Here is a 20,166-nt window from a genome sequence, read left to right as displayed (position 1 = left end):
TCGGCTGGAGCGGAGCCCAAGGCTCACGTGGAGGCGGTCATCGAGTTCAACTTCTTCGCCTTCATCGACTCGGCTTCGGCGGGACGGTCGCCCGGCCATGGGCCCGGTTTCGAGCGGACCTTCGTACCCCGTGCAGAGGGCTTCCTGCCCCTGAGCGGCCCAAGAGGCCGCTGACCCCATCCTGGGCTTGGTGAATGGCCCACCCCAATCAGACAGAGGACACGTCGATGCCAGAGCGCAATCCCATCCTGATCACCGGCGCCGCCGGCCATATCGGCGGTGTGAGCCGAACGATGGTCGACATGCTGCTTGAACAAGGTCACCCGGTGCGCGCGTTCGTGCGGCAGGACGACGAACGCGCGGACTCGCTCCGCCAGGCCGGGGCCGAGATCTTCGTCGGTGACCTGCTCACCATCGCCGACGTGACCGCCGCGCTGAAGGGCTGCCGGCGCATCTACTTCAGCATGAGCCTGTCGCCGTACTACACCGATGCCGTCAGCCTGATGGCCGCGGCGGCGCGGGCCCAGGGCGATATCGAGGTCTTCGTCAACATGTCGGAGTTCGAGCAGTCGTTCATGACGTTCGAGAAGATGACCGCCCCAGAGGAAGAACGGCGTGCGTGGCTCGGCGGACTCGTCGCGGACTGGTCGCCGCAGCAACGGGCCCACTGGGTCGCCGAGCGGGTGCTGGAGTGGTCCGGCCTCCCGACCGTCAACGTGCGGGCGGCCATGTTCGTCGAGAACCCCTTGATGACCTGGCTGGCGCTGGAGCCGCTGAGCGACGGTGAACTGCGCCTGCCCTTCGGCCGCCACCGGCTCGCGCCCATCGCGGGTTATGACGTTGCGGAGGCGTGCGCGAAGATCCTGGCCGACCCGGCACCGCACATCTCGAAGTCCTACGAGCTCAACGGTCCGGAACTGAAGGACATGCACGGGTTCGCGGAGGACTTCGGGGCTGTGCTGGGACGTCAGGTCACTTACGTTCCCGAAGAGGTCGAAACCTGGAACGAGAACTACGTGGACACCGCCCTTGCCGAGCTTCCGCACACCGCGGAGCACATGAAGACCCTGACCCGGCTGATCGGCGGCGGGGGGTACCGCGGCGTCACCGACCAGCTGGAAACGCTGCTCGGGCGTCGGCCGAAGACCGTGCGGTGGGCGCTGGAGAACCATCCGCGCATCCGGAAGCCGGCGTCTGCCTGATCCGCAGTCCCTCACGCCGCCGGACGTGGCGCGGCGTCCTGTATCGGCTCCGGTGCCGGCGAGGGCCGGGGCGGACGGATTACCCGCGTGCGACGTTGCTGACTGCGGTACGCAGGTCGTCATCCCCGGCAAGCAGCGGGGGCAGGGGGGTTGCGTTGGCGGGGTTGAGCGAGTCGAAGAGCAGGGCGACGAAGCGTGCGCGCAGCGAGGGTGCGGTGCCGGGGAGGGCGAGACCGGCGACCGCCATGACCAGGAAACGTGGAATGTCCTCCGCGGTGAGGTCGGAGCGGATCTCCCCTTGTTGCTGCGCGCGCAGCAACAAGGGGTGGAGGGAGTCGCTGAAACGCTGGAGAGCCTCCACGGCCACGTCGGTGAAGTTGCCGGCGAAGCTGACCAGTCCCCGCTCCTCGGTGATCAGGTCGAGCAAGTGCGTGGCGATGTCCTGGAGGGACCGGCGCGGGTCGGGGGCATCGGCGGCGCGGTCGATGCGGGGCAGCAGGTCCGTCTCGAGGATGTCGTCGAGGACGGCCCGGACGATCGCCTCCCGATTGGGGAAGTGGCGGTAGAGGGTGGCGATGCCCACGCCGGCCTCGGCTGCGATCTGTTCCAGAGATGCCTCGCCGGTGGCGAGGACGGTCCGCCCGGCAGCGGTGATGCGCTCGACGCTGGTGCGTGCGTCGACCCTGCGCCGGCGGCCGCGGTCCTTCGTGGTTGTCATCGACGACTCCTCCCTGCTCCGTGATGAAGGCTATCCTCCCTCGCTTGATAGTGTCCTATCACTTTGATAGGACACTATCACTTCGCGTCTGGCGTGGCCTCGACGCACGGAAGAGGGAGGGAACTGTGTCCGTTCTGCTGTACCGGCTGGGAAGGTTCGCCTACGGCAAACCCTGGTACGTCATCGGGGGCTGGCTGGCCGTGGTGGCGGCCGTGGTGGGCCTCCTCCTGGCCAACCCGGTCAAACTCAGCAACGAGGTCCGCATCGACGGCACCCCGTCCCAGAAGGTCATCGACGAACTGGCCAGATCCCTGCCGGAGGCCTCCGGCGGCCAGGGCATGCTGGCCTTCAAAGCGCCGGACGGTGCCCGGATCCACGACGGGAAGGTCCGGGCCGCCCTGGCCGCGGCAGTGGATGCCGTCTACCGCCACGACCACGTCATCGACGCCCGGAAGGTCATGGCTCAGCAAGCCGCCCAGGGGGAGAACGGCCCCCTGATACGGGGCCAGGCGGCGGTGGCTCAGGCTGCCGGACAGCCGTCCTCCGGCAAGACGCCCGTCCCGTTACAGGTGGACGGCCGGCCGGTGCCGGGAGTCACTGTCTCCGCCGATGGCTCGACGGCGTTGATGCAGTTCCAGTTCGATGAACAGACCTACGAGCTTCCCTCCGGGACGATCGACAGCACCGTCAAGGCCGCCGAGCGGCAAGCCGCACATGGCGGCCTCGAAGTCCTGCCGTCCGCGTCCATGATGGAGATCCCCGAGATCATCGGCATCGGAGAGATCGTTGGTGTCGTCGTCGCGGCCATTGTCCTGCTGGTCACGCTGGGGTCGGTCGTGGCGGCGGGGCTACCCCTGGCCATCGCCCTGGTCGGGGTCACGGTGGGGGTGGGGGGAGCCTTCACTCTCTCCGCCGTCTTTGAAATCCACTCGCTCACCGCGGTCCTGGCTCTGATGCTGGGGCTGGCCGTCGGTATCGACTACGCCCTGTTCATCGTCAACCGGGAACGCCGGCTGATCCTGGAGGACGGACTGGACGCGCACGAAGCGACCAGCCGCGCCGTCGGCACAGCCGGGAGCGCGGTCTTCTTCGCCGGCTGCACCGTCATCATCGCCTTGATGGGACTCCTGGTCGTCAGGATCACCCTGCTCAGCACCATGGCCATCGTGGCGGCCGCCACGATCGCCCTGGCCGTCCTGCTCGCCCTGACCTTGCTGCCGGCGCTGCTGGGGCTGGTCCAGGAACGCATCTGTCCCACCCGGACCCGGAACAGGGTGCGGCAACAGAAGGCATCCGCCGACCACGCGCGGGCAAGTCGCTGGGGAGCGCGCCTGATCCGCCACAAGTACCCGGCCCTCGCGTCCGCGCTCCTGATCCCGGTGATCCTGGCCGTGCCTGCCGCCGACATGAAGATGGGCCTGCCCTCCGGGGCCAGCTACAACACCGACACCGCACAGCGACAGAGCTACGACCTGGTCAGCGACGTCTACGGGCCCGGCTACAACGGCCCGCTCATGGTCGCCGTCACCTCGACCGCCAAAGGGCAGTCCCTCACCCCGGCAACTCTCGCCGCAATCACCTCCGGCATCAAAGGAATCAAGGGCTCGACCTCGGTGTCCCTGGCCGGAATGAACAGCACCGGCACCACGGCCATCCTCAGCCTCGTTCCCGGCAGCGGCCCGAACGACGACGCCACCAAGGACCTCGTGACCGCCGTACGGGACAAGAGCGCACAGATCGGCGACGCCCACGGCGCCACCATCGGTATCACCGGCTTCACCGCCCTCGCGATCGATGTCTCCGACCGGCTCGCCGACGTCCTGCCCCTCTACGTGGCAACCGTCCTCGCGCTCTCCCTGATCGTCCTGCTCCTGGTCTTCCGCTCCCTCATGATCCCGGTGATGGCCACCCTCGGCTTCCTGCTCTCCATCGGCGCCACCTTCGGCCTGACCACGGCTGTCTTCCAGTGGGGCTGGTTCCAGGACCTGATCGGGCTCGACGCCAGGGCCCCCGTGGTGAGCCTGCTGCCCATCATCATCACCGGCGTCCTGTACGGACTCGCCATGGACTACCAGATGTTCCTGGTCACCTCCATGCGGGAAGCCCACGTCCACGGCGCCACTCCGCTCAACGCCACCGTCACGGGATTCGCACGTGCCAGCTCCGTCGTCGTCGCGGCGGCCACCATCATGGTCTCCGTCTTCGCCGGATTCATCTTCAACCCCCAGCCCATGATCAAACAGGCCGGCTTCGCACTGGCCGCCGGCATCCTCATCGACGCCTTCGTCATCCGCATGACCCTCATCCCCGCCACCATGGCACTCGCGCAGGAGAAAGCCTGGTGGCTGCCCGCCCGGCTGGAGCGCCTCCTGCCCGACCTCGACGTCGAAGGCGACAAGCTCACGCAGAAGATCCCCCTGCCCCATCCTGCGTCCCACCAGCCGCACGCCACCGCGTAAAGGCCGAGACCACCAGCTGACCCGCCAGCGCAGCGTTCTCTGCGGGGGAGTTGGCGGGTGGGCGGGGTGGATCTGCCCATACCCGGGGCCGGGCTCGGGCGTTGAGCTGGACTGTTGCCAGGCAAGTGGCCTGGTCGATTTCGGACGGTCCAGCAGTGCCCACCGGGTTGAGCGGTCGTCAAGAGCTGCTTGTGGAGGGCGGTTCAATGCGGACAGGTCTGTGCGAAATTCCTCGACTCTCCTGGGACCAGTTTGGGGCCACACGGTATGCGCGCACCTGAACAACGCCCCCGTGGACACACAGAAGGGCGCTTCGTCCACGGTGGTGTTTCGAATCAGGTTGGCGCCCCAGGGCGCGGCTGAGCGGACCACGGGAGTGGGGGCTGGCCGCATCCCGCAGGGTGGGGCGACAGGCCGGTCGGTGACGCGGATGACGATCTCGCCGAAGGCGCCGGGCCAGGTGTTCGTACGTCTTGAGCGCGTCCTCGAAGCCGTAGACGGTGCCGATGACCGGATCCAGGCCCCTGCTTCTCGATCCAGGCGTTCATCTCCAGGAAGGCGCGACGGTGGCCGGCCGCCATGCCGTGGATGGCGGGCCTGGCTGTCAGGGCGGGGGCAGGGCCCGGGGCAAGGTACGGCCGGACTGAGAAGGCGCTGAAGTCGGCGTACGACATCAAGACCCGGCACGAGTCTTGCCGCTGTTCCGTTCGGGCCAGTACGCTCCCCACAGAATTGAAGTTAGTTCAATCTCTGTCGTCCACGCGCGACCCGGCGCGGGGTCGTCGTGGGGTGACGACCTTCACGGCCGAGCAGACCGGCCGGCCACGCGCACAGCGTCGTGCGAAGGGGAGCCGCACATGTCCACCCAGTCCATCAATGGTGAGATCGTCGCCTCGCTCGGCGGGGTGACGATGTCCGTGATCGACCCGGCCACCGGACCGCTCGGGGCGGCCGTTCACGTGCCAGGGGGCGGTCCAGGCGGCCCCGGCCACGGACGGGCCTTCGGAGCCGGCTCGCCGGAGGAGCTGTCCGCGAAGAAGAGCGTGTGGACGAAGGTGGGGGCACCATGAAGCCGGCACTGGAAGCCGACTGGGTGGTCGTCGGCGGCGGTAGCGCCGGGAGCGTGCTGGCGGCGCGTCTGAGCGAGGATCCGGCCAGCGAGGTTGTGCTGCTGGAGGCCGGGCGCGACTGGCGGTCCGCCGAGGCCCCACCGCAGTTGCGCAGTATGAACGGCTGGCGGGCACTGGACGAGACGGCCTGCGCGGAGTTCCAGTGGCCGGGTCTTACCTCACGGCGCAGTCGCGCGCAGGCGCCGCGGCCGCATGTGCGCGGACGGGGCCTCGGTGGTTCGTCGTCGGTCAACGGCATGATCGCCTTCCGGGCCATGCCGGACGACTACGACCGGTGGGCGGCGTACGGCTGTCCCGGCTGGTCGTACGCGGACATGGTGCCGTACCTGCGGCGCATGGAGAGCGACGCGGACTTCGGTGACCGCCCTCACCACGGCGATCGCGGGCCCATACCGGTGCAGCGGCTCGGCCGCGAGGACTGGGGCCCCGCCGACCACGCGCTCGCCGAGGCCGCGCTGGGGCTGGGCCACCTGTGGTGCGATGACCACAACGGGCCCACCGGGACCGGTGTCTCGCCGTACGCCATCAGCTCCCGCGACGGTGCGCGCGTCACGACCAACGACGGTTACCTCGAGCCGGCCCGACAGCGCCCCAATCTGCGGGTGTTCGGCGGGGCGACGGTGGACACGGTGCTCATCGAGGGCGGCCGGGCCGTGGGGGTGCGAGTACGCCGGGGGAACGACTGGACGGAAGTCCGTGCCCAGCACGTCGTCCTGTGCGCCGGAGCGGTGCACTCCCCGGCGATCCTGCTGCGATCCGGCATCGGGCCGAACGGCCCGGTGGCGGCGCTCCCGGTCGGTGAGGGGATGCAGGAACATCCTCTGGCGCTGTTCTGGCTGTACGCCCGGCCCGGGAAGCAGCCCGACATCGATGCCCGGCATGCCAACTGCTGTCTGCGCTACTCCTCCGGACTGGCGGGAGCGGGTGAGAACGACATGATGATCACCTCGATCAACCAGACGCTCGCCCTGCCGAACCCGGGCGACTCCCACCTCGTCGCGGAAAGCACCGGCGGAACCTGGGGCGGCGCAGGTGGCGGCCACGCCGCGGGCGGTCCTGGCCTGCTCTGTCTGTGGGCGAACCAGCAGTTCTCGCGCGGCGTGCTGCGCCTGGCCTCTGCGGACCCCGACGCGCATCCGGTGATGGACCAGGACCTGCTGAGCGACCCCTCGGACCTCGTACGGATGCGCGACGGCGTCAAGCACTGCGTGGAGTTGCTGCGCAGCGGACCGTTCGACGCCGCCTTCGAACACATCGCCATCGACATCACCGGCCGGAGCCTCGACGCGCTGTCCGACGACGCGACGGTCGACCGCTGGCTGATGGAGACCATCGGCGACACCGGCCACATCTGCGGAACCTGCCGCATGGGCGCGCCCGACGACCCCCGTGCGGTGGTCGATCCGTCCGGCCGCGTCCTCGGCCTCGACGGGCTCTGGGTGGCCGACGCCTCCGTGTTCCCGGAGGTGCCGCGGGCCAACACGAACCTGCCGGTCATCGCCGCGGCGGAACGGCTGTCGGACCTCATCCGCGGACGTCTCGCCGGCCCCGTCGCGGGCGAGAGCGCCGTCACCCCCGCGGAGTCATGATCATGACCGATGCCGGAGCGCTCATGGCCGGATCACATCTTCCGGCGGCCGCCGCGCCGCTGGCCGTCGGTTCGTCGACGCTGCGGAACCGGCTGGTCGCCACGGCCCACGCCAGTGGTTTCGTACGGGACGGGCTGCCGTTCGGCGGCGACGCCGAGTACTGGGGCCGTCTGGCGGCCGGCGGCGCGGCGATGCTGGTCTGCGGCGGTACGACGGTGGCGCCGGAGTCCGCGCCGCGGCAGGGGAACATCCTCCAGCTCCATCGTCCGGAGGCGGTGGGTCCGCTGCGGAAGCGGGTGGAGGCCATGCACGCCGAAGGCGCGGTCGCCGTCTGCCAGCTTGTCCACCTTGGCCGGGAGACGCTCGGTGCGCAGTCGTACTACGCGCCGGTCGCCCCCTCGGCCGTGCGCTCTCCCCGTGAGCCGACGGCGCCGCGTGCTCTGCGCGGCAGCGATATCGACGATGTGGTGGAGGCGTTCCGCGTATCGTCCGCCCACGCCCTGGAGGCGGGGTTCGACGGCATCGAGTTGCACGCCGCTCACGCCTATCTGCTGGAGCAGTTCCTCTCGCCGCGCACGAACCCGCGCCGTGACGGACTCGAGGTACTGGAGCGGGTGATCGCCGCGGTTCGCGGGCTGTCGGCCGACGCATTGCTGGGCATCCGTTTCAGCGTCGACGCCTCGGAGGACGTGGCGCTGTCGCCGGACGAACTGGCCGCGCTGCTGCCGGCCGTGGATCCGCTGGTCGACTACGTCAACGTCACCGTCGGGGTGCGGACCACGTACGTCCGTGACATGGCCACCGAAAGCCCGCCGGTGCTGGATGATCTGGCGCGTCTGCGGCCACTCGTCACCCGGCCGCTCGTGGCGTCCCACGCCTTCCGTACCGCGGCCGCGATCGGCGACGCCTTGGCGGCCGGCGCCGACCTGGTGGGAATGGCGCGCGCACTCATCGCCGACCCGGACCTGCCGCGCAAGGTGCTCACCGGCCGTGCGGCGGAAGTCCGGCCCTGCGTGGCCTGCAACGAGGACTGCCGGACGTTCGACCCGGTGCTGCTGTGCGTGGTCAACCCGGACCTCGCACCGCCCGGCGAACCGCGTCGGCCCGCCGCACCGCTGGTGCGCGCGTGGGTCCCGGCACGCGCCGGCGGGGAGCGCGTCGCCGTCGTGGGGGCGGGACCCGCGGGCCTGGAGTGTGCGCTGGGCCTTGCCCATGCCGGGGTGACGGATGTCGTCCTCTTCGAGGCCGCCGACCGGCTGGGCGGACAGATGTCCACGGCGGCTCTGGCACCCCATCGCACCGGTTGGGCCGCGCTGCTCGGTTTCTACGAACGGGGGCTGTCCGCCGCGAGTGTCGACGTACGTCTCGGGCAGACCGCGGAGCCGGGCGCTGAACTCGAAGGGTTCGACGCCGTGGTGCTGGCCACGGGCGCGGTGGAGACATCGCCACTGCTGGACGCCGGCGCCATGGCCTCGTCGGTCGCCCTGGCGCGGGGAGTTCCGTCGCTGGCCGGTGCCGCGCATGTGCTCGTGGCCGACGACGGATTCGGCTGGTGGCCAGGGTGCGACGTCGTAGAACTGGCCGTAGCCGCGGGAGTGCCCCGCATCACGTTCGTCACCCCGGGTACGGCCTTCGCCGGGGCGATCCCGCCCGAGAGCCGCGTCCAACTGCTGGAACGTCTGTCGGGCACCTGCGAACTCGAGATCCTGCCGCTGTGCACGGCGAACGGCATCGGGCCCGAGGGTGTCACCGTCGCCCACCGCATCTCCGGAGGGACCACCACCGTGCCCGCGGACCGTGTCGTCGTGGTGGGGGAGCGCCGCCCGCACGGTGCCATGGACTGCACCGCCCCCCTGGTGCTGACGGTGGGCGACGCCGTGGTGCCGCGACGCGTGGCGCACGCGATCGCCGAGGGACGGGAGGCCGCCGTCAGAATCGCCACCGCCGTACGACACCGTATGAGGCCCACGCCTTACCGTTGCGCCCCTCCAAACTAAATTGATATTGGTTCAATATGATCCTCGCTGACGATGTGCAACCCCTCGCCTCCCGGCGTGCTGATCCACCCCGGAGAACACGCGCCGCCCTGGCCCGGACGACGGCTCCGCACACGCTGACAGCGATGATCGCCGGCCGAACGACCGGAAAGACACGCGTCAGCCTCGGCTGACTCGATGAATGGAGTGTGCTGTGCCAGCGGTGGACGAACGCATCAGGGGCAAGGTCGTGTGCGTGACCGGCGCCACCGGAGGACTGGGCGCGGCCGCGGCCGCCAGGCTCGCGGAGGAGGGCGCCCACCTCGTGCTCACCGACCTCGAGGAGGAGGCGTGCACCGCTCTCGCCACCGAGTTGGACGGCACGCCGGGGCGGCATCTGACCGCACGGCTCGACGTGGCCGAGGAATCGCAGTGGGTTGACGTGGCAGGCTTCATCCGGAGTGAGTACGGCCGACTGGACGGACTGGTCAACAACGCTGCCATCGGCAGCATCGCCACGGTCGAGGACGAGACGATCGAGCGCTGGGAGGCGGTCATGTCGGTCGGTTCCACCGGGGTCTGGCTCGGCATGAAGCACCTCGGCCCGCTCATCGCCTCCTCGGGGGGTGGATCGATCGTCAACGTCTCCTCGATCCTCGGCACGGTGGGCGGCATGGGGAACAGCGCGGCCTACCACGCGGCGAAGGGGGCGGTCCGCACGCTCTCCAAGAACGCGGCGCTGCATTGGGCGGGCTCCGGAGTTCGCGTCAACTCCCTGCACCCTGGCTTCATCGGGACCCGGCAGTTGCTCGAGAGGTACGAGGGCACGGCCCGCCACGAAGCCATGCTGGCCGGCACCCCGATCGGAAGGCTGGGCCGTGGGGAGGAGATCGCGGCCGTCGTCGCATTCCTGGTCAGCGACGATTCAGCCTTCATGACCGGCTCGGAGGTCTACGCGGACGGCGGATACACCGCACGGTGAGCATGACGCCGGGGACGGATCCCGAGTGAGCAGTCGCAGATCCACGATCAGTGGTTATGCCCATACTCAAGCGACCATCCCCTGGTCAGCCACCGTGCGGCGATAAAGACATCCTCCTCCCGGCCTGCGGCCGGTCGTGCCGGTGTCTACGAGCAGTTGCCGTCCGACACCCGCAGGCCCTTGTCGGCGCCGGCCGTCCGGCTCACGATGCTCGGCACGCAACCAGCCGTGTCGAGGCTGTAGGAGTAGGGGATGCCGACCGTGGTGTTGGACTGCGGGTCGGGGCCGGCCGGGTGGTTCTCGCTGCCGGGCTCGGACCAGGTCACGTTGTCGAAGACGTTGCCGCCGACCTGCCAGTAACCGGCCACATCGGTGTAGAAGGTGCCCAGGACGTCCTTGGAGTCCTCGAAGTAGTTGTTGTCCACCTTGGCGCGAGCTCCGGCGCGGGAGTTGATGCCGGACTCGTTGAGGCGCACGTAGTGGTTGTTGTACATGTGGGCGGTTCCGCCACGCAGCAGGGGCGCGCGGGAGTCGATGTTCTCGTACCGGTTGTGGTGGTACGTGATGAAGCTGTTCGAGCGGTCGCTCTCGCTGTTCCCGACGAGACCGCCACGGCCGGAGTTGCGCAGGATGCTGTAGGAGAGGGTCACGTACTGGGTGTTGTCCTTGATGTCGAAGAGGCCGTCGTACCCCTGCGACTCCCCGCCTGACGCCTCCAGGGTGGTGTGATCGACCCAGACGTTGCGGACGTTGCGCTCCATGCCGATGGCGTCACCGCCGTTGGACGTGGGGGAGCCCGACTTCTTGACGTTCCGGACGGTCACGTTCTGGATGATGATGTTGCCGGCCTCGCGGAGGTGGATGCCCACCTGGTCGAAGACGGCGCCGTTGCCGACTCCGATGATCGTGACGTTGCTGACCTTCTTGAGCTCGATCACTCCGTCGGCGGTGTCGCAGCTCTTGCCGGACACCTTCTTGGTGTTGCCGTGGTTGATGGTCCCCTGGACTTCGATGGTGATCGGCGTGCTGCTGTCGGCCCGGTTGCACAAGGCCGTGTGGATCGCGGTTCCCGTGGTGGCCCGCACCGTCTGCCCGCCCGCGCCGCCGGTGGTCCCGCCGTTCTGGGTCGCGTAGCCGGTGGCACCGCCGGCCGCCGCCGACGCCTCGGGTACCGGCAGAAGCGCACCGGCCGCGGCTGCGAGGCCCATCGTGGCGAGCATCGCGCGGAGCCGCAGTGCGTGTGGTCTTTTCATTTCGCCTCCTCATGAGTCCGCAATGCCGGGCGTTGCTCCGGCCGGCGTCTCGCGCCGGTACGAGAACACCGACCGCTCACGGCGTCACCACCTTGCCGCCGAAGGTCACGACGAGGGGGCCGTCCCCGGCGAAGGACCAGCCCAGGGCGCCGGCGTAGGAGGAGCAGCGCGACCCGTTCGAGCCGAGCCAGAACTGGTTCGAACTGTCGGCGTCACCGACGACCTTGTCGTTGGATCCGCTGCCGCTGCGGCACGAGGTGTTGTTCCGGAACACCGAACTTCCCTTGTCGAAGGAGAAGTTGCGCTGAACACTGTCGATTCCGACGTTGTCGGAGACGGCCATCGTGCCGGGGTTGCTGTTGTAGGTGAACCCGTGGTGGCCGTTCTTGTAGGCGATGTTGTGCCGGACTGTGTGGTTGACCTTGATGTCCGAGCCGCCGAGCTTGTAGCCGTTGCGGTCACCGTTGTTGTTCTGGGTGCCGTCGCTGAGGGTGCCGTTGCTGTAGGCGAGGGAGTACTCGATGGTCACCGGCCCGATGGCGCCGGTGTCGGTCTTGGTGTAGAGGTCCCAGCCGTCGTCGATGTTGTTGTGGGCCACGTCGTAGCGGAAGACGTTCCCGGTGCCGGTGGTGAGCTTCGCGGCGAAGCCGTCGGCGTTCTCCCCGGCGGAGTCCTTGTTGTCGTGTGACTCCGAGCTCACGATCAGGTTGTTGGACGGCCACTGGGACGTGGGGGTGCTGCTGGCGATCCGGCCGAGTTGCAGCCCCGTGTCGCGGTTGAACGCCGTCACCGTGCGCTCGACGACGTTGTTGCTGCCGCCGACGTAGATGCCGTTGTCCCCGGCGCGCTGGACGGTGAGGCCGTACAGACGCCAGTAGTCGGCGTTCAGCTGGATGCCTCGGTTGGACGAACTCTCGCTCTGCGCGGAGAAGTCCAGCACCGGTGTCTCGCCCGGGTAGGCGGACAGCGTGGTGCGGGCACTGGAAGTTCCGTTGCTGCCGACGGGGATCGTGACGGTGGAGGAGTACTTGTACGTCCCGCCGCGCAGGTAGATCGTCCCGCCGGACGAGATGCGGCTGATCGCCGAGGTGAGCGTGGTCGGGGCGGACTGTGTTCCGGACGCGCTGTCCTTGCCGTCCGGCGCGACGTAGAGGACGGTGCTCGCCGCCTTCGCGGCGCTCACGCGCATGGTCGCGGGCGTGGCGCTGCCGCGATCGCCGTGAACGGAAATGGCCTGCGCCGTGGTGCCGGACAGCGTGATGAGCGCGCCTGCCAGCAGGCTGACCGATGCTGTTGCGGCTCTCGATTGCATCGCCTGTCTCCAGATTCTTCGGTTGTGGGGGTATGAGGTGGCCGTGGTCCATGTCGCCCGGGCAGGGCAAGTGGTCCTTCCGGCCGGGCAGGTGCTGTTCGGGGTGCTGAACTGGTCGTGCTGACACGGCCGAGGGGAAAGCGCTTTCTGAGACGGTAGGAACGTGTCGTGACTGCGTCAATAGAGCGGTCATCTGAAATCTGTTCAGAATGATGAATCATGGGGCCGCGGGGTGTCCGGAGCCGAACTGCTCCGCAGGCAGCGCGAGTTCGGCACACCTGCCCGGCGTACGCCATCCGCACGGGGCGTCGAAGCATGCGGGTTTCGCGGGAGCCCCTGCTTCCGAAGCCCGCCGACGCGCCGGGGCCCTCCCCTCGTGACCGACCCGCCTCGGGCCGGCGGGAAGGTGTCGCCGAGCGGGGGCATCAGGTGGGTGACGTCGTTGTGGCTGACCTGGGGCTTTGCGATTGCCTGAGCATGGGCATGATCCGTGGTCGTAGGTCTGCGACTGCTCTACCTGATCTTCTGCCGACTACTGGGCTGCCTCCTCTTATGGGGCCTGGAAATGGCGCCAAACTGCAACCGCGCCCGGTCGGCCACCGCTGATCTGAATATTGACAACCTTTGATGGCCCGGGGAGCACGGCGGCGCAGGTCAGATGACGACCCTCGCCGGGCCGTCCGGGGGCTGAATCCCGTTGATGACACGGTGCGTTGAGGTGATGTGCCCGAGCTGCGTCGGATCACGGCGGGGCCGGACCCGGCGGGGCCGTTACGCGGGGCCGGTGGCCGTGGCTGTGTTGACGAGCTTCTCGAACAGGAACTCGTGCTTGAGGAAGGACACGTCGTACTCGTGGCCCGGGTAGGGCGGGATGAGCTGCGACGCCTGGAACAGCCGCCAGCCGTCGAGCAGTGCCGCCACGCCGGTGGCGTACGGCGGCTCGTCCCCGTCCCCGGCGGTGGGTGACGTGGCGCCCGTGCCGTCGTAGCGCGCCCAGCCGATGACGCCGCTGTCGAGGGAGGAGTTGTTCAGGTAGAGGACGAGCACCTGCTGCCGGACGGCGCTGGTGAGGGCGGGCTCGGCGGTCGTGGGCTGTGTGGTCACGGTGGACAGCTCCTGGTGTGAGGCGACGGCGGGGGAGGGAGGAGGGGGGCGGAGGCGGCGGGCGGGACGGCACTCAGGCGTCGACGGTGGCCCTGCCGGGCCGGTTGGTCACCCGGGTCACCCAGTGGTCCAGATCGAAGGACGGGTCCCCGGTCAGCGCCCGCCACAGCCTGATCCGGTTGTGCAACTCCAGCCGCCCGGTCGCCTGCTCGTACCACGGGAACCGGGTCCGCAGTTCCTCGGCCACCGCCGGGTCGCCGAGGTCGTCGGTGTTCCACAGGCGGACCTGCGGGACGGTCGGATTGAAGCGGATCTTGAACATGTAGCGGGGGACACCGCTGTCGTTGCGCCGGCCGCCGTGCCAGATGCCGTGGTGCAGGATCAGCACCGTGCCCGCCGGGCACACCATCCGCTGCTGGCCGAGCAGGTTCTGGTACCGGCCGGTGTCGCTCTCGTTGGTGCGCCGCAGATGGCTGCCCGGCACGACCAGAGTCCCGCCGGCCTCCAGCGTCACCTCGCGCGGGTAGTACATGAGCTGGACGTCGAAGGCGTCCGGTCGGACATCGATGATGGCGTCACCGTGCAGCGGCTGGGCCTGGCCCTCCCGGGGCTGCCGGATGTGCACGGCGTGGTGGTCGATGGTGGGGTCCGGGCCGACCAGGCTGTAGAGCGCACCGGCCATGGCCGGGAGGTCGAGCAGGCTGCGCGCGAAGGAGCCCTCGGGGAACGCCTCGGCGACCGGAGTGCCGTAGCGGACGGCCGGCACGCCCGCGGCGAGCACATCGAGGGCTTGGTCGTTGAGGGAGTCGGGGACGACGGAGTCGAGGCGCAGAAAGCCGTGGGCCACGAACCGGGCCATGCGCGCCGAGGTCAGGAGCTGTTCGCGAACGGGTCGGGCGGCCATGTTCTCCTCCGGTCGGGAGAGCGGGAGCGGGTGGTTACTCGTGGTTCGTCTCCACGACGCTAGAACGCGGCCACCCCGGGACGCGTGGGCCTTGCTCACTACCTCTGGTAATTTTTCACCATGACGGGCATGACCGGCATGACGGGAGCAGCTCCCAAGTCCCAGCCGCAGCGGGTCCCGGTCCGGCTCGACTCGCCCCCGCACATCGAGGGGCTCGGCGTCGGCGTCCACGGCACGCGGCGCCCCCGCGACGTCTTCCGCCTGCCCGACCTGTGGCAGCTGCACCTCTACCGCTACACCGCCGAGCTCACGGTCGACGGCGTCGCGTACACCGTGCGGCCCGGTTACGTCAGCCTCGTCCCGCCCGGTGTCCTGGTGCGCTACCGCTATCGCGGGCGTTCCGAGCACCTGTACGCCCATCTGCGGCTACCCGACCGCGGGGCGGCCCGTACGGTGCCGGTGGTGCAGAACGCGGGGGCCCAGACGGCCCTGCTCTCCAGCCTCCTGCTCCAGGCCATCGCGGCCGTCCCCAGGGCCCCGGCGCAGGCGGTCGCCGAGGTGTGGTCAGTGCTGTGGCGCGTGGCGCAGCTGTCCGTCCCCACCGGCACGGGCGGCGGGCACCCCGCCGTCGCCGCCGCGATCGCGTACGTCGAGTCGCGTCTCGCCGAGCCGCTCACCGTGCCGGACGTGGCGCGCGGGGCGGGCGTCTCGCACAACCACCTCACCCGGCTCTTCCGGGCCGAGACCGGGGACACGGTGGTGGCCCACATCCGGCACCGCCGCATGGAGCGGGCCAGGCACCTGCTGCGCGAGACGACGCTGCCGATCGCGACGATCGCGGCGTCGGTGGGGATCGGGGACCTCCAGGCGTTCAACAAGGCCTGCCGCCGCGAACTCGGCGCCTCGCCGCGGGCGGTCCGCGACGGAGCGCCCGGCCCCGGCGCCTGAGGATGTTCTCCGACGCGGCGCGCTGCCGAAGGTGCCGGCCGACCTGGCGACTGCCCGGGCGAGATGGACGCCGACACCACCAACCGCGAACTGCCTGTCGCGCGCACAGGGAGAGGATTCACCGGCAGTCCGGCACCGCCCAGTTCCTGCCCCGCCCCATCGCGCGACGCACCCGCGCCCTCACCGACCGCAAGGCCCCGGCCGGAACACCCACACTCGACGTCTGCCCGGAGACCCGAATCTAGAGGAACCCGCATGAGTGACGGAATCGCCTGGATAGGCACACACGGCACCACAGGCACTTCAGCCGCCCTGCCCGGCATGCTCGGAGGGATATCGCTTACCTGCGCCCGTGGCGTCGACGCGGACGAGTCCTCATCGCGCTGGGTGCCGGCCTCGACGAGCTCGCCGGCCGTACCCCCTGCAAGGGGCTCGTCGTGCCGGCGAGGAGGCGAGGCGACCAGTCGCCTCCCGTGAATCGCGCGATGTACGGGACGTGCGGCGACTGGGTGTACGTGCTGGAGGACTGGGGCATGGCGACGTGGGCCACCGGCTACCGAACGGTGGAGTCGATGCGGCCCGCACCGGGCGAGGAGACAGCCGTCGGCAACTACTGCGGACTGTCCATCGATCAGGAAGCCGTTCAGGCCGGTGATCTTCCCGCGGTCCTGATTCCCATGGTCTGACCGCTGGTCCGACCGCCGACAACGGCGCTGGGCGGTGAGCTTGCAGATGACGGGCTCACCGTTGCCGGGCGCCTCGTACAAGCGGGTGCTCTCCGCGCCCACCTCGCTGATCACCGTGGCGATCGATGCCATAGGACCGAGGGCGCGGGGGAACTCTGCGGCCCCGACCTGGTGCGCCGTGTTCTGCAGCTGGCTGATGACGTACGGACGCCGGTAGGAGGCCCCGATGACCGAGGCGACCACCCCCATCAAGCAGCCCGTCGACAAAACCCACCGCATGTCGTTCGGGCTGCGGAGCCTGGCCGATGTCGATCGGAGAAAGCCGGTCGCACCAGCGGCGCGATGCCCTGGGCAGCTGTTGTTTCTGGTGCTGGCCGTCCTACCGTCGCAGAGGGCACTGGTTCTGCTTTCACCGACCGAGGGTGGACACATGACCACCACATTCATCACAGGAGCCAACAAATCCCTCGGGTACGAGACCGCCCGCCGCTTGATCGAGGCCGGCCACACCGTTCTCATCGGCGCACGCGATCCAGAGCGCGGCCAGGCGGCCGCCGACGCACTCGGTGCCCGTTTCGTCCAGATCGATGTGACGGATGACGCGTCGGTGGCCGCGGCCGCCGCCGATATCGCGGCTCGCGAGGGCGGCATCGACGTCCTGATCAACAACGCCGGCGTCTTCGGGACGCACAGCCCCGCCGACCAGATCACGGCCGCTGACGCCGGCGCGGTGTTCGAGGTCAACGTCGTGGGGATCGTCCGGGTGACGCACGCGTTCCTGCCTCTGCTGCGCAAGTCCGCGAGCCCGGTGATCGTCAATGTGTCGAGCGGCATGGGATCCTTCGCGGCCACCCACGACGCCGGGCGCGTCGAGGGCCGGGCCATCGCGCCGCTGTACACGGCGTCGAAGGCTGCCGTGACCATGCTGACCACCCAGTACGCGAAGTCCTGGCCGGACGTGAAGGTGAACGCGGCCGACCCGGGCTACACCGCGACCGACTTCACCGGGCGCAGCGGTCCGCAGACAGTGACCGAGGGGACCGACGCGATCGTCGAGCTCGCCACCATCGGGGCGGACGGACCGACCGGAACCTTCCGTGACCGCCACGGTGAGATGCCCTGGTGATCCACCGTTGAGGTGGATGCTTGGCGCATCGACGATCACTTGTCGGTCCTCGCCGGGGGCGGTCTTGTCGTCACAGCCGCAGAAGTCGCTGGGCGTTGGTGCGTGCGATCTTGGTGTGGTCGCCTTCGTTGAGTTCCAGGCGGTCGAACCACTCGGCGGCTTCCCGCATGTCCTCGAAGGGGTAGTCGGCGGAGAAGAGCAGACGGTCGGCGCCCACCTCCACGAGCGTGTTGAGCAGCGCGGGTGTGCGGAAGTTGCCGCTGGTGGTGAGGTAGAAGTTGGTGCGCAGGTAGTGGCCGAACGTGTGCTGGACGCCGAGGCCGCGTGGGGCGACGGCGAGCCGGTGGTCGGTACGCCAGATGTTGAACGGCAGCAGCTCGCCCAGGTGGCCGAGGATCACGTTGATCCCGGGGTGGCGGTCGAACAGGCCGCTGCCCGTGAGCCGTAGGGCGTGGGTGGCGGTCTCGACGGAAAAAGCCCAGGCCGAGCCGTAGAGCCAGGGATGGCCGTCGTACTTCGGGCTGGTGTGCGGGAGGGGGCCGCGCGGGTGGAGGTAGACGGGTACGCCGAGGTCCTCCACGGTGGCCCAGAACGCGGCGTAGCGGCTGTCGTCGAGGTAGACGACCGTGTCCTCGTCGCCCACCTGGGAGAAGCCGTTGATCAGGCCCCCGACCAGCCCGAGTTCGGTGACCGCCCGGCGCAGCTCCGCGGCCGCCGCGTCCGGGTCCTGGAGGGGAAGCGCGGCGAACGCCGCGAAACGGTCCGGCCGGTCGGAGACCTGCTTGGCGGCGTGGTCGTTGAGCCGATACGACCAGTCCACCGCCTGTGCCGGGTCGTCCACCGCCTGTGCCTGGTCGTGCAGCGCCTGGATGCCGGGCGAGAGCAGGGACAGTACGGCCTTTTCAATGCCGCATTCGTCCATGAGGCGGAGCCTGCTGTCGTGGATGTCGAGCAGCATGGCGCGGTGCGCGGGCCAGGCGTCGGCGATGAAGTGTGTCGCGGACTGTTCCACGATGTTCGGGTCGATGGCCCCGAAGTGTTCTTCGAGTGCGATCTTCTCTGTCTTATGCATGACGGCATTCCTCCTGGACTGCTGTGCGTGCGACGGTCGAATGTGCGGGATGTCCTACGCGCCGGTCCCTGCGATCGGCCCCGATGCCGATCGAGCGGTCGGCGTGCCGTGCCGCGGCTCACGCGGCACGGCGCTGCCCGGCCTCACTGGGCGACGGCTTGCATCGCCCTGATGCCGGGTGCTTTCGCGGCGGGGACCTCGTCGCCCTCGCGGACGGCGAGCATGGCGCCGCTCTTCCCCTACCTGACGCTCGACGTCACACCGCTGGCCCAGCACCCGTCGGACCTGGCGGCCGGAAAGCTCGCGGCATAAGCGGCCCTCCGGCCCCGGCCACCCCTTGCCGCGCAGGGGAAGCCCCCAACCGGGAGCCGCTGCGCATCCACAAGCCTCTCCAGGAACCGTTCGGCTTCGGAGACCCCGACGACGCCGAGGCGTGGAACCGCGTCCAGCGCCGACCCTGGTCAACCGCAGCCCCGGACGAGGTGACGAGCGCGGCATGCGGCTTCGGGGCCCGCATCGCCGGGAGGTTCTACGACCGGGGCTACCGCGTCGCGCTCACCGACCTCGACGCGGGGGCCGCCGCCAAGACGGCCGCGGACCTCGACCCGAGTCGGGAGAACACGGTCGGGCTCGGCCTGGACGTGCACGACAAGAACGCCTTCAGCCGAGTGCTCGACCAGTTGGCCGCCAGCTGGCCGAATGGTGGGGCGCGGTGCACGTCCTGGTCAACAACCCCGGACTGTCCCCGGTCGAAGGGGGCTTGCAGATCAGTGCCGAGAGCTTCGGCACGGCAGTGTCGACCAACTTCGACGCCACCCTCTTCGGCTGCCAGGTCTTCGGCGAGGACTTCGCCGAACGCGGCTACGGGCGCATCGTCAACATCGCCTCCCTCGCAGGGCAGAACGGCGGTACCGCAACCGACGCGCACTATGCGCCGGCCAAGGCGGGAGTGGCCACGCCCACCAAGGTGTTCGCCTGCGAACTGGGTCCGCACGGTGTGACCGTCAACGCGATCTCCCCAGGACCGCAGGACCTTCCGGTGGTCTGCCGGAGCGGCGATCCGGACACGCCCGCCAGGATCGAGCAGACGACCCCGGACGGCTGGGGCACCCCAGGTTCGTCGCCGACATGGCCATCCTGCTCGCTGCCGAATACGCGGACGCGGTCACCGGAGCGTGCTGGGACGCCAACGGCGGCCTGCTCGTGCACTGACCGCACCGTTGGCGAAGGCATGGAGTGATTCGGCCGTTCGTGAGGTGTGAGAGCTCGGCTGTGGATGGTGGACGACGAGTAGTGGGCTCTGATCGAACCGCCGTCGCCGCCCCGGCCAGAGAGGTCGCCGGGGCCTCGCACGACAGCTGACCGGCGGTTCCACCTCGGGCGCCGGCCAGGCCGCCTGGAGTGATCGACATCGCCCGCGCCGCCGGAGCCATCAACGGACGCCGTCCGAGCCATCGTCCAGCCCGTCCCGGTGTCGATCGTCAGCCGCACGACGCTCCCTTTCTTGATCGCTGCCGGCATTCTTCCTCAGGACGGTGGTGGGCATGAGGATGATGCGCCGCTGGGCCACTGCCGTGGTCACCGGGCCGGCCACGGGCAGTCTCCTCGCCTTCGGCTCACCGAGCTGGGCGGCCCCCAGCGCTCCTTCCTCGGCCACCGCTTCCGCCGAGCTTCCCGACCCTCGGCCGCCGACGAAGCACGGGCG

17 protein-coding genes and 2 pseudogenes are annotated in these 20,166 nt (G+C 69.5%); 12 read left to right on the top strand and 7 right to left on the bottom strand.

The window, feature by feature from the left end:
* Positions 1-194 precede the first annotated feature (194 nt).
* Positions 195-1,202, top strand: a complete 1,008-nt coding sequence (locus ACFZCY_RS17890) for an NAD(P)H-binding protein (RefSeq protein WP_391174171.1) — start codon at positions 195-197, stop codon at positions 1,200-1,202.
* A gap of 79 nt (positions 1,203-1,281) precedes the next feature.
* Here ACFZCY_RS17890 and ACFZCY_RS17885 read toward each other — a convergent pair whose 3' ends face one another.
* Positions 1,282-1,920, bottom strand: coding sequence for a TetR family transcriptional regulator (locus ACFZCY_RS17885; protein ID WP_391174168.1), 639 nt, complete (start codon positions 1,918-1,920; stop codon positions 1,282-1,284).
* A gap of 125 nt (positions 1,921-2,045) precedes the next feature.
* On the opposite strand from ACFZCY_RS17885, the gene ACFZCY_RS17880 reads away from it, so the two are divergent.
* The 5 genes from ACFZCY_RS17880 to ACFZCY_RS17860 all read left to right on the top strand — a co-directional run bounded on the left by ACFZCY_RS17880 (position 2,046) and on the right by ACFZCY_RS17860 (position 10,056).
* The gene (locus ACFZCY_RS17880; protein ID WP_391174165.1) at positions 2,046-4,379 is read left to right on the top strand and encodes an MMPL family transporter; all 2,334 of its coding nucleotides are present in this window, start codon (positions 2,046-2,048) and stop codon (positions 4,377-4,379) included.
* 857 nt (positions 4,380-5,236) lie between these two features.
* Positions 5,237-5,449 (top strand): hypothetical protein, encoded by a 213-nt coding sequence (locus tag ACFZCY_RS17875; RefSeq protein ID WP_391174161.1) that lies wholly within the window; start codon positions 5,237-5,239, stop codon positions 5,447-5,449.
* Complete coding sequence (locus tag ACFZCY_RS17870; RefSeq protein ID WP_391174158.1) at positions 5,446-7,098, top strand: GMC family oxidoreductase N-terminal domain-containing protein; 1,653 nt, start codon at positions 5,446-5,448, stop codon at positions 7,096-7,098. Before ACFZCY_RS17875 ends, ACFZCY_RS17870 begins: the two co-directional genes overlap by 4 nt.
* Before the next feature lie 2 nt (positions 7,099-7,100).
* Positions 7,101-9,095: an NAD(P)-binding protein gene (locus tag ACFZCY_RS17865; RefSeq protein ID WP_391174155.1), complete on the top strand. Its 1,995-nt coding sequence runs from the start codon at positions 7,101-7,103 to the stop codon at positions 9,093-9,095.
* A 193-nt stretch (positions 9,096-9,288) separates the two neighbouring features.
* On the top strand, positions 9,289-10,056 hold the full coding sequence (locus tag ACFZCY_RS17860; RefSeq protein WP_391174152.1) for an SDR family oxidoreductase: 768 nt from the start codon (positions 9,289-9,291) through the stop codon (positions 10,054-10,056).
* Positions 10,057-10,205: 149 nt separating this feature from the next.
* Here ACFZCY_RS17860 and ACFZCY_RS17855 read toward each other — a convergent pair.
* The 4 genes and pseudogenes from ACFZCY_RS17855 to ACFZCY_RS17840 all read right to left on the bottom strand — a co-directional run.
* Positions 10,206-11,309 (bottom strand): annotated as a pseudogene (locus ACFZCY_RS17855) (polysaccharide lyase family 1 protein); the annotation flags it as partial.
* Between the two features lie 76 nt (positions 11,310-11,385).
* Positions 11,386-12,621, bottom strand: coding sequence for a right-handed parallel beta-helix repeat-containing protein (locus tag ACFZCY_RS17850; RefSeq protein WP_391174149.1), 1,236 nt, complete (start codon positions 12,619-12,621; stop codon positions 11,386-11,388).
* A 771-nt stretch (positions 12,622-13,392) separates the two neighbouring features.
* A complete protein-coding gene (locus ACFZCY_RS17845) occupies positions 13,393-13,725 on the bottom strand; it encodes a hypothetical protein (RefSeq protein ID WP_391174146.1) in 333 nt (110 codons plus the stop codon).
* 73 nt (positions 13,726-13,798) lie between these two features.
* Positions 13,799-14,629, bottom strand: a complete 831-nt coding sequence (locus tag ACFZCY_RS17840) for a phytanoyl-CoA dioxygenase family protein (RefSeq protein WP_391174144.1) — start codon at positions 14,627-14,629, stop codon at positions 13,799-13,801.
* Between the two features lie 129 nt (positions 14,630-14,758).
* Here ACFZCY_RS17840 and ACFZCY_RS17835 point away from each other — a divergent pair, with 129 nt between their 5' ends.
* From ACFZCY_RS17835 to ACFZCY_RS17825, 3 genes are all read left to right on the top strand, one after another.
* Positions 14,759-15,577, top strand: a complete 819-nt coding sequence (locus ACFZCY_RS17835) for a helix-turn-helix domain-containing protein (RefSeq protein ID WP_391174141.1) — start codon at positions 14,759-14,761, stop codon at positions 15,575-15,577.
* A gap of 473 nt (positions 15,578-16,050) precedes the next feature.
* The gene (locus tag ACFZCY_RS17830; protein WP_391174138.1) at positions 16,051-16,263 is read left to right on the top strand and encodes a hypothetical protein; all 213 of its coding nucleotides are present in this window, start codon (positions 16,051-16,053) and stop codon (positions 16,261-16,263) included.
* A 430-nt stretch (positions 16,264-16,693) separates the two neighbouring features.
* Positions 16,694-17,389, top strand: coding sequence for an SDR family NAD(P)-dependent oxidoreductase (locus tag ACFZCY_RS17825; protein WP_391174415.1), 696 nt, complete (start codon positions 16,694-16,696; stop codon positions 17,387-17,389).
* A gap of 70 nt (positions 17,390-17,459) precedes the next feature.
* Here the strand turns inward: ACFZCY_RS17825 and ACFZCY_RS17820 are convergent, their stop codons facing one another.
* A complete protein-coding gene (locus tag ACFZCY_RS17820; protein WP_391174135.1) occupies positions 17,460-18,461 on the bottom strand; it encodes an amidohydrolase family protein in 1,002 nt (333 codons plus the stop codon).
* 171 nt (positions 18,462-18,632) lie between these two features.
* Between ACFZCY_RS17820 and ACFZCY_RS17815 the strand changes: the two genes are divergently transcribed.
* From ACFZCY_RS17815 to ACFZCY_RS17805, 3 genes and pseudogenes are all read left to right on the top strand, one after another.
* Complete coding sequence (locus ACFZCY_RS17815; RefSeq protein ID WP_391174132.1) at positions 18,633-18,773, top strand: hypothetical protein; 141 nt, start codon at positions 18,633-18,635, stop codon at positions 18,771-18,773.
* Positions 18,774-18,943: 170 nt separating this feature from the next.
* Positions 18,944-19,096: pseudogene (locus ACFZCY_RS17810) on the top strand (3-oxoacyl-ACP reductase); the annotation flags it as partial.
* A gap of 77 nt (positions 19,097-19,173) precedes the next feature.
* Entirely contained in the window at positions 19,174-19,701 is a 528-nt protein-coding gene (locus tag ACFZCY_RS17805; RefSeq protein ID WP_391174129.1) for an SDR family NAD(P)-dependent oxidoreductase, read from the top strand.
* A gap of 192 nt (positions 19,702-19,893) precedes the next feature.
* Here the strand turns inward: ACFZCY_RS17805 and ACFZCY_RS17800 are convergent, their stop codons facing one another.
* On the bottom strand, positions 19,894-20,055 hold the full coding sequence (locus ACFZCY_RS17800; protein WP_391174126.1) for a hypothetical protein: 162 nt from the start codon (positions 20,053-20,055) through the stop codon (positions 19,894-19,896).
* Between the last annotated feature and the right edge of the window lie 111 nt (positions 20,056-20,166).

The sequence above is a fragment of the Streptomyces sp. NPDC007983 genome (assembly GCF_042958345.1).
Taxonomy (GTDB): Bacteria; Actinomycetota; Actinomycetes; order Streptomycetales; family Streptomycetaceae; genus Streptomyces.
Note: the sequence above shows the minus strand (reverse complement) of the source record. Positions and strands in the feature narration are given on the sequence as shown.

Coding starts and splice junctions, on each gene's coding strand:
- ACFZCY_RS17825 (WP_391174415.1), top strand. CDS start 16,694: ATGACCACCACATTCATCACAGGAGCCAACAAATCCCTCGGGTACGAG.
- ACFZCY_RS17865 (WP_391174155.1), top strand. CDS start 7,101: ATGACCGATGCCGGAGCGCTCATGGCCGGATCACATCTTCCGGCGGCC.
- ACFZCY_RS17875 (WP_391174161.1), top strand. CDS start 5,237: ATGTCCACCCAGTCCATCAATGGTGAGATCGTCGCCTCGCTCGGCGGG.
- ACFZCY_RS17815 (WP_391174132.1), top strand. CDS start 18,633: ATGCCGGGTGCTTTCGCGGCGGGGACCTCGTCGCCCTCGCGGACGGCG.
- ACFZCY_RS17870 (WP_391174158.1), top strand. CDS start 5,446: ATGAAGCCGGCACTGGAAGCCGACTGGGTGGTCGTCGGCGGCGGTAGC.
- ACFZCY_RS17835 (WP_391174141.1), top strand. CDS start 14,759: ATGACCGGCATGACGGGAGCAGCTCCCAAGTCCCAGCCGCAGCGGGTC.
- ACFZCY_RS17850 (WP_391174149.1), bottom strand. CDS start 12,621: ATGCAATCGAGAGCCGCAACAGCATCGGTCAGCCTGCTGGCAGGCGCG.
- ACFZCY_RS17820 (WP_391174135.1), bottom strand. CDS start 18,461: ATGCATAAGACAGAGAAGATCGCACTCGAAGAACACTTCGGGGCCATC.
- ACFZCY_RS17890 (WP_391174171.1), top strand. CDS start 195: ATGGCCCACCCCAATCAGACAGAGGACACGTCGATGCCAGAGCGCAAT.
- ACFZCY_RS17885 (WP_391174168.1), bottom strand. CDS start 1,920: ATGACAACCACGAAGGACCGCGGCCGCCGGCGCAGGGTCGACGCACGC.
- ACFZCY_RS17840 (WP_391174144.1), bottom strand. CDS start 14,629: ATGGCCGCCCGACCCGTTCGCGAACAGCTCCTGACCTCGGCGCGCATG.